The organism is uncultured Boseongicola sp., assembly GCF_937988555.1.
GTDB lineage: Bacteria > Pseudomonadota > Alphaproteobacteria > Rhodobacterales > Rhodobacteraceae > Boseongicola.
Map to the genome: position 1 here is coordinate 1 of NZ_CALJXO010000173.1, position 7,395 is coordinate 7,395.

A 7,395-nucleotide genomic window follows, 5' to 3' on the forward strand; every position below is an offset into this window, starting at 1 on the left:
TTTGTCGATTTGGCAAGTTCAGAGGTATTGATTTCTTGTGCAGATCGCGCGGCCATCTGATCAATCAGAATCCGCAAGACATCCGGTTTTCGAACTGGCGTTGTGTCTGCCACGTCCCGCTCGACCACAGCATCAATGTAATCCCGATATGCGCGTTGTCGTGATCGCAAGGGCAGTGTTCTGGTTTCTGGAAACCCACCGGCCAAAATCAGATCGATATAGTCGCTGCGTGCGAGTGGTTCTGGATCGGATATCTGACCGAGGTTTGGATCTTTTTGCATCGCCCAGTCCACTAGGTGACTCACCGGTCCACTTTTGATTTCTGCCACCGACAGGGGCCAGAGTTTCAGCGTTCGCATCCTGTCTACCAGTGAGTCAGCCACGTCAGTGGTCGTAAATATGTTAGATGAGCCCGTGAGAACAAATTGGCCCTTACGTCGGTCCGTATCGACCACCCTCTTGATCGCAAGCGCCAACCTTTTGGACCGTTGAGCCTCGTCGATAATGAGCGGCGCCTGATCCAGATCCTGCATTAGGCTGGCCAGTTGTCCTTCTGGGTCCGCCTCAATGGCTGACAGGACTGCAGCGTCATCCAATGTGATAAAGCGACCATGCCCGAACAAATCCCTGACAAGCGTTGTCTTGCCAACCTGTCTAGGTCCAATGAAGTTCACCACGCGCGCAGACGCTGTGGCTTCTTCCAGTTCCATAACAAGGTGTCTCGGTAGGTAATCCTCTGTCTCAGTCATAACCTGCCATTTTCTTAACTCAGTGTGCGGCAGCCATGCTGAAAGGCTGTCTGCGGTCTGTGTAATAGAAGGTCCGCCATTTCTCTATTAGGCATCCCGTCATTTGCTCACTAGCCGAAGCTACAGTTATCACTCTGTCAACCCGGCATCTTCCAACTGCTCTCGGTCCGGCAAGTCACGCAAGCTTTCAAAGTCAAACGCCACAAGAAACTGATCAGTGGTCACAAAGGTATAGGGTGCCCCGCGTCGTAGACTACGTGGCCCTGTCGCAATCAATTCGCGCCCAGATAATTGAACGGTCTCGACACCTGCGGGACCTGCCAGAGCTTGAGTTGGCCGTTGTCGACGCGAACTAGAGTTGTCTAGCACGCGTGCTAGACAACTTGCGCTTTCAATTGGTCGGGCTTTGACTTTCAATCAGTCGGAGGTTTGAGCGCCAATCAGACAACACCTCACTTTCAATTGGTCGGAACTTGACTTTCAATTGGTCGGGTGCGTACTTTCAATCGGTCGGAAGGAGTCGTGCGACAATGTATCCAAGATTTGCCAAGGCTAGAGTGGAAGAGGCGCTGTCCGACACCCGCGTGGTTCTCATCTCGGGGCCGCGTCAGTCCGGCAAAACGACGCTTGCAACCGACATCGCATCGGACAAGACACCCTTTCTGACATTGGACGATGCCAACGTTTTGCGGTCGGCGATTGATGATCCGGTCGGGTTCGTCCGCGGATTGGACCGCGCCGTGATCGATGAGATCCAACGCGCGCCCGACCTTTTGCTCGCCATTAAAAACCTCGTCGATGACGATAAGACACCGGGGCGGTTCCTCCTAACGGGTTCGGCCAACCTCATGACCATTCCAAAAGTGGCAGATTCCCTTGCCGGTCGCATGGAGGTTGTTCGGTTACTGCCGCTCTCACAGGCAGAAATTCTGGGTACGAAATCAGAGTTCATTGATCGGGCCTTTGCTCGAGAGAAACCGACAGCCGAGCATATGATCGTCGGTGACGAGCTCGTTGAAAACGTCCTTTCCGGCGGGTATCCAGAAGCGCTCGGCCGGACGCGATGGTCCCGGAAGCAGGATTGGTATCACGGCTATCTTGATGCGATCGTCCAGCGTGACGTCTGTGACGTCGCACATATCGAACGACTCGCCATCATGCCGAAACTGATGTCGGTGCTTGCCGAGCACTCGGGGCAGTTGGTCAACTACACGGGTATCGGTGCCGGCCTGGACCTCAATCATGTCACCACACAGAAGTATGTGAGTGTCTTTGAGAGCCTCTACCTCGTTCATACCCTGCAGCCCTGGTTCACAAACCGACTGAAACGTCTAACCAAGTCACCCAAACTACATTTTTACGATGCGGGCCTCCTCGCAGCGATGCGGGATGTTTCGCCAGATGTGGTCCAAAAGGACAAAACGAGCTTTGGTGCGATCTTGGAGACCTTTGTGTTCAGCGAACTACGGAAGATCGCGACGTGGAGCGAACAGAGGTGCACGTTCTCGCATTTCCGGGACAAGGACAAGAACGAGGTCGACATCGTATTGGAGAACCGCCGCGGTGAGGTCGTTGGGATCGAGGTAAAATCGTCCGCCACTGTTTCGGCGGGTGATTTTTCGGGGATGCGCAAGCTCGCGGACGCCAGCGGCAAGAAATTCGTCCAAGGCATGGTGCTCTACGACCACGACCAAGTCGTACCGTTCGGCGAGAACATGTTCGCCGCTCCGCTCTCGTGCCTTTGGGGTGGCAAATGAATCTCGTCGAGGACCTTGCAGACCGGCATTTCCAAGTTGTTTTGGTGTAATGTTGAAAGGTTATAGCTGCTGACTTTAAGCTACCATCTCAGTGGCATAGTCAGCCCAGAGGCAGAATGCATCTGCTCGTGCGTGGTGGTAAGACGTTGCTGAAAGGCAGTAGCGGCGAGGGCGGAAGATGTTCTTGATCTGGTCATGTGCGGCAAGGAAGCGCTGTGCTTGCCGTGGCGACCTGAAGCGCCCCATGATTGCCTCCAATCCTGTTGTTGAGGCCTTTGTGGGCGCGCTGATCGGCGTCCGGTGCTTGATGCGAAATCGGCTTGATATAGCTGCGCAGCTTGTCTGTAATAACGACCCTTGGCTTGCCAAACTGTGCGATCAACCTTGCCATGAAGCGCTGGGCAGCTTTCGCATTTCGGCGCGTTTGAACAAGAATATCGAGCGTATCACCGTTGGCGTCGACAGCGCGCCAGAGCCAATGCTTCACGCCGTTGATCGGGATCACAACCTCATCGAGGTGCCACTTGTCGTTCGTCCGTGGCCGGTCACGGCGGATGCACGCAGCAAAGTGCGCACCAAATCGGTTGACCCAGCCGCGGATTGCTTCTCGGCTGATCATCACGCCACGTTCCGCAAGCAGATCCTCAACATCCTCCGTACTCAGCGCAAACCGATGGTATGCCCAGACCGCGTAAGCAATGACTTTACGAGGGAACCGGAAGCCCTTCAGGCGCAGCATACTGGTTGGGATTTTCATGATGTTGAAATAGCCTGATCATGCAAGCTGAACAACTTGGCAATGCCGTTTTGAATCATACTCTAAGAGTCTGAGTCTGCTTGGCGTTGTCACATTAACTTTTCTAAGTCGAAATATCGAAGTTTTTGAAAATACGTTTTACCGGATTTCAACGACTTACGAGATTTCAAGTCCCATCAAGAAGACGAAATCTGCCGATAACTGAGTTAATGTGACAACACCCGTGGGGCAGGGGGTTTCAGTTGATCTGTTGATTGAAGATCTCATCGCGGATGTGGCCGACCGACCCTATGAGGTGGCAACGGTGTCCGGTGGGTGGATGCTGTGCACGCGCGCGGGTTATGCTGCTGTGATCCACGCCGCGGCAGATGTGGGTGGGCAGGATTTGGATTTGCGGGATTTCGACGTCGCCGTACTGGCTGCTGTGGCCTACAACCAGCCGATTATGCGCGATGGGCTGAAGAACATTTTTGGCAAGGAGATCAGCCGTGATTTGATTGGACGACTTGATGCGCGGGATCTCATCGCCACCGGTCCGCGCAGCCCGCGCCGTGGTGCGCCTTAGACCTTTGTGACGACGGAGCAGTTCTTGGTGGCTTTTGATCTGCAAAGCCTGCGTGACCTGCCCGATCGCGAGCAGCTGGACGATGCGGGGATGGGACCAGCCGAATCTTGACAATCTTTGCCATAAATCCTAATTTCTGCATATGGCAACGATGAACGTATCCCTTCCTGACCTAATGAAATCTTGGGCCGAGCACCGCACGCGAGGCGGTCGGTACAGCAACGTGAGTGACTACGTTCGAGATCTCATTCGCAAAGATCAGGAACAACATGTCGCCATTGAAGAGCTGCAGGGCCTGATAACTGAAGGACTACAAAGTGGCCCGGCCCAATCCTTCGATATGTCGGCATTTATCGCAGGCAAAACGTCGAAGTGACATACGGCATTACGCTACGGCCGGCAGCCGAGGCAGACTTGGCCGAGATTTGGGACTACACGGTTGGGGCGTGGTCGGAGGATCAGGCAGAAGTCTATCTCACCGGTTTGGGGCAGGCTTTTGACCGACTTGCCCAGTTTCCGGAAATGGCGCGCCTTCGGATGGAGTTCACCCCGCCGGTGCGCATCCTACCTTATCAAAGCCACCTCGTTGTCTATTTGGCAGAAGATGACCTAATAGGCGTGATCCGCGTCCTCCACAGTCGCGCAAACTGGACCACGTTGCTCGCGGAATAAGGCTACAAATACTTTCGCACCGAGATGCACCAACGGCGGATTCCGGACATTCGCTGCGTTAGAGCGTTACGCACCAAGCACCCAAAAACGGACCTTCAGCGGCGGTCAGCCGAATGGCTGTTATGCGGACGGGCGCTAAATCGCTCCGCGATAGGGGCGCTTGTGGCGGGTGTTGCGCAGAACAAGGATTTGTTGCGCGGATTTTGGTGTCGGGTGTGTGCTGTTGGTCGAGGTGATTTTGCCTCGATTGACAGAGGACATTCCGATAAACATTCAACAATCGACACCAATGACGCCCCTGCGTGCCCGGATGATTGCCGATATGATATCGCGCGATCTCGGCTCTGCATCCCAGACCAGCCACCTGCGCGCCTGCAAGCGGTTCGCGGCTTGGCTCGAGCGTTCGCCGGAGACGGCGACGCCTGATGATGTGAAGTATTTCCAGCAGCATCTGATATAGAGCGGGACAAGAATCTGCATGCGTAACCTTGGCGTTGTCACATTAACTTTTCTAGGTCAAAATATCGAAGCTTTTGAAAATATGTTTTACTGTATTTCAACGACTTACGAGATTTTAAGTCCCATCAAGAAGACGAAATCTGCCGATAACTGAGTTAATCTGACAACACCCTGGCGGCGCCCCTTCACGCGCAGAACAGTGGCACAGTGACCGTGACATTTGGAATTTCGGGGACAGAGGAATGGGTGGTCTCGGACGAAGCCAGCGGCTGGTTGCAGGACCAGAAAACTGGATAGTACCAGTTTACGATTTCGGCAGGTCCGCCGGAGGACCCGCAAGCAGGCGCACCGCTTTTTGGGCACATGGTCCTGAGGCTTGGCCTTTTATATGCTGCGTTTCCCGAGGACCTGGTGATCGAGGGTGTCCCGGGTAAGTATGTCGTAACAATCGACGAGGGCGATCTCAGTTTCATTATGACGAGAATTCGCGAACAGGACAGCGATGGCATAGTTCTTCTGGAAGGGGACTTCACTGCGACGGCTCCCCTCAAGGAGCCATCTGCATAGGCGACAAACCAAGACCCGCTACCTGTCGAGGGCAAATTCTCGGTCAGCCTTGGCCCCGCAAGTTGACGATGCCGTTTGCAGGGTTTGCCGGGGCCGGTGCGCAATACAGCCAGCGGTCTACATAAGGGCGCTTATCGGGCGTGCTCCTTGAGTGGACCTTAGCAAACCGTCGGTTAGCGCACACTCGCAGCCTTGCAGGGTCGTAGCGCTCCGAGAGCTTGCGCTGCGAACCAAATTAAGCAAGCCACTTGTTGCTTGAGCAATTATTTGCTATATATATTGCACTAGAAAGAGGGTAATCGATATGAACCAAGCAAGCAGTTCACCTCAGTTTGTTCCGGGCGCAGTCTTGGGCAAGTCTGTTTTTCGAGCATCGCAGGCGCTGGGGCTGTCGGGAGCAGAGCTTGCTACTGTCATTGGAGTCAGCCCTTCTTCAGTTTCCCGCCTCAATGATGGACAATATAAGCTGAGTGGTAAGCCGTTTGAACTTGCAGCGTGCTTGGTTCGCGTTTTTCGCTCGTTGGACGCAATTGTCCACGGTGATGGTACATCAATGAAGGCTTGGATGGTCAACCAAAACACGCATCTCAATTCGACTCCAAAGGACGAAGTGAAGTCAGCTCAAGGCCTTGTCCGAGTGATGAACTATCTCGATGCAGCCAGAGCTCCAATATAAACCATACGCAAACGAAGTGTGGCGTCTTGTTGAAGCACAGCATGTTGTTTCGACGACGAAGCTCGTCGATAGCGGCGAAGAGCAGGAGCTCTTGGAGCAAATATTAGAGACGACCAAGCCCCCGGTTCCTCCGGATTGCCAGCACCTGCACTACCTTATTTCCACGCCGTTTCGCTATGGTCGATATCCTTGGGACTCGCGCTTTCGCAGGATGGGTGAAACGCCAGGTGTGTTCTATTGCGCGGAAGATCCAATCACAGCTGTTGCTGAGACAGTCTGGCAGAGAAAGATATTCTTTGATGGCTCGCCGGGCACTCCACTCCCAAAAGAGCCAGGGACATACACAGCGTTCAGTGTATCGGTTCGCGTTCCGTTAGTCATAGACTTAACTGAACCACCTATGTCGTCTCACGTGGCCCTTTGGACTGATCCAGACGACTATCACGCATGCCTCGATCTGGCAGATCGCGCCCGAGGGGATGGTTGTGAGCTCATACGTTACTCGTCAGTCCGCCACCCAGATGGTCTAGCTAACATTGCTGTGCTTACTTGCCGAGCGTTTGAAAATTCCAATCCCGCACAAACTCAGACATGGCACCTGTTCCTTAGACCCGGACGCACACAAGTACGCTGCGAACATCCGAAAGTATCGCTCGAGTTTGGTTTCGAGGAAACTAGATTGGCGTTTGTATAGCTTCCGCGGTCTTTGGGCACGCGACCTCCTGAAGTGCCTTGTTGCACAGATCAGCTGCACCTGGAAACGCGCCCTACCCGAGACGGATCTCAGGCGGTGCGTTCGAAATGCGGGCGCCCAAGTCCAGTCATCCGGTTTAGAATCCGGACGCCAATCTTGACTTCTGTTTTCTGATTTTCGAAGTTGCGCGCCTTTAGCTTGGGCCCAATAACTGTTTTCCAACGGCCCATGAGGGTCTCACCTCGGCTGCGTTGATTGTAGCCAGTGGCTTTCTGCCAGGCCATCCGCCCGCGGGCTGCGATCTCGGCGATATGGCAGTCACGTACCGTCGGATCTTGTGCCGCATCAGGGCTCGGGGTGGCATTCTTGGGAGGAGGAATTGTGGCCTCAATCATCGATCCGAAACGCGCGGTAAGAAGGTCGCGTGTTGGGCCACCGTCGTATGCACCGTCTGCCAAAAACTGGGTGACCGGGCCGGCTATTTGGTCCAGCAGACCCG

The 7,395-nt window shown here is 54.3% G+C and carries 8 protein-coding genes and 4 pseudogenes; 8 read left to right on the plus strand and 4 right to left on the minus strand.

Translation table 11 applies throughout. The features are described 5' to 3' along the window. Nucleotides 1-749: AAA family ATPase (locus Q1B15_RS09445; protein WP_299753333.1), on the minus strand; the 749-nt coding region annotated here is incomplete at its 3' end. Between the two features lie 129 nt (nucleotides 750-878). Next, nucleotides 879-1,043 (minus strand): annotated as a pseudogene (locus tag Q1B15_RS09450) (SMC-Scp complex subunit ScpB); the annotation flags it as partial. A 236-nt stretch (nucleotides 1,044-1,279) separates the two neighbouring features. On the opposite strand from Q1B15_RS09450, the gene Q1B15_RS09455 reads away from it, so the two are divergent. Then, complete coding sequence (locus Q1B15_RS09455) at nucleotides 1,280-2,506, plus strand: ATP-binding protein (protein ID WP_299753335.1); 1,227 nt, start codon at nucleotides 1,280-1,282, stop codon at nucleotides 2,504-2,506. A gap of 75 nt (nucleotides 2,507-2,581) precedes the next feature. Here the strand turns inward: Q1B15_RS09455 and Q1B15_RS09460 are convergent. Further along, nucleotides 2,582-3,263: pseudogene (locus Q1B15_RS09460) on the minus strand (IS6 family transposase). 211 nt (nucleotides 3,264-3,474) lie between these two features. Here Q1B15_RS09460 and Q1B15_RS09465 point away from each other — a divergent pair. From Q1B15_RS09465 to Q1B15_RS23425, 7 genes and pseudogenes are all read left to right on the plus strand, one after another. Then, nucleotides 3,475-3,939: pseudogene (locus Q1B15_RS09465) on the plus strand (SMC-Scp complex subunit ScpB). Between the two features lie 40 nt (nucleotides 3,940-3,979). After that, complete coding sequence (locus tag Q1B15_RS09470) at nucleotides 3,980-4,204, plus strand: type II toxin-antitoxin system ParD family antitoxin (protein ID WP_366141702.1); 225 nt, start codon at nucleotides 3,980-3,982, stop codon at nucleotides 4,202-4,204. Then, the gene (locus tag Q1B15_RS09475; protein WP_299753340.1) at nucleotides 4,201-4,500 is read left to right on the plus strand and encodes a type II toxin-antitoxin system RelE/ParE family toxin; all 300 of its coding nucleotides are present in this window, start codon (nucleotides 4,201-4,203) and stop codon (nucleotides 4,498-4,500) included. Before Q1B15_RS09470 ends, Q1B15_RS09475 begins: the two co-directional genes overlap by 4 nt. 247 nt (nucleotides 4,501-4,747) lie before the next feature. Next, nucleotides 4,748-4,960: a phage integrase N-terminal SAM-like domain-containing protein gene (locus tag Q1B15_RS09480; RefSeq protein ID WP_299753342.1), complete on the plus strand. Its 213-nt coding sequence runs from the start codon at nucleotides 4,748-4,750 to the stop codon at nucleotides 4,958-4,960. A gap of 362 nt (nucleotides 4,961-5,322) precedes the next feature. After that, entirely contained in the window at nucleotides 5,323-5,526 is a 204-nt protein-coding gene (locus Q1B15_RS09485; RefSeq protein WP_299753344.1) for a hypothetical protein, read from the plus strand. 304 nt (nucleotides 5,527-5,830) lie between these two features. Further along, the gene (locus Q1B15_RS09490) at nucleotides 5,831-6,202 is read left to right on the plus strand and encodes an antitoxin Xre-like helix-turn-helix domain-containing protein (protein ID WP_299753346.1); all 372 of its coding nucleotides are present in this window, start codon (nucleotides 5,831-5,833) and stop codon (nucleotides 6,200-6,202) included. Then, the gene (locus Q1B15_RS23425) at nucleotides 6,180-6,896 is read left to right on the plus strand and encodes an RES family NAD+ phosphorylase (RefSeq protein WP_366141703.1); all 717 of its coding nucleotides are present in this window, start codon (nucleotides 6,180-6,182) and stop codon (nucleotides 6,894-6,896) included. Before Q1B15_RS09490 ends, Q1B15_RS23425 begins: the two co-directional genes overlap by 23 nt. 89 nt (nucleotides 6,897-6,985) lie before the next feature. On the opposite strand, the pseudogene Q1B15_RS09495 reads toward Q1B15_RS23425, so the two are convergent. After that, nucleotides 6,986-7,395 (minus strand): annotated as a pseudogene (locus Q1B15_RS09495) (IS5/IS1182 family transposase); the annotation flags it as partial.

What these genes read in the sequence shown, in the direction of transcription:
- Q1B15_RS09455 (WP_299753335.1), top strand. Translation starts at nt 1,280, where the DNA reads ATGTATCCAAGATTTGCCAAGGCTAGAGTGGAAGAGGCGCTGTCCGAC.
- Q1B15_RS09470 (WP_366141702.1), top strand. Translation starts at nt 3,980, where the DNA reads ATGAACGTATCCCTTCCTGACCTAATGAAATCTTGGGCCGAGCACCGC.
- Q1B15_RS09485 (WP_299753344.1), top strand. Translation starts at nt 5,323, where the DNA reads ATGGTCCTGAGGCTTGGCCTTTTATATGCTGCGTTTCCCGAGGACCTG.
- Q1B15_RS09490 (WP_299753346.1), top strand. Translation starts at nt 5,831, where the DNA reads ATGAACCAAGCAAGCAGTTCACCTCAGTTTGTTCCGGGCGCAGTCTTG.
- Q1B15_RS23425 (WP_366141703.1), top strand. Translation starts at nt 6,180, where the DNA reads ATGCAGCCAGAGCTCCAATATAAACCATACGCAAACGAAGTGTGGCGT.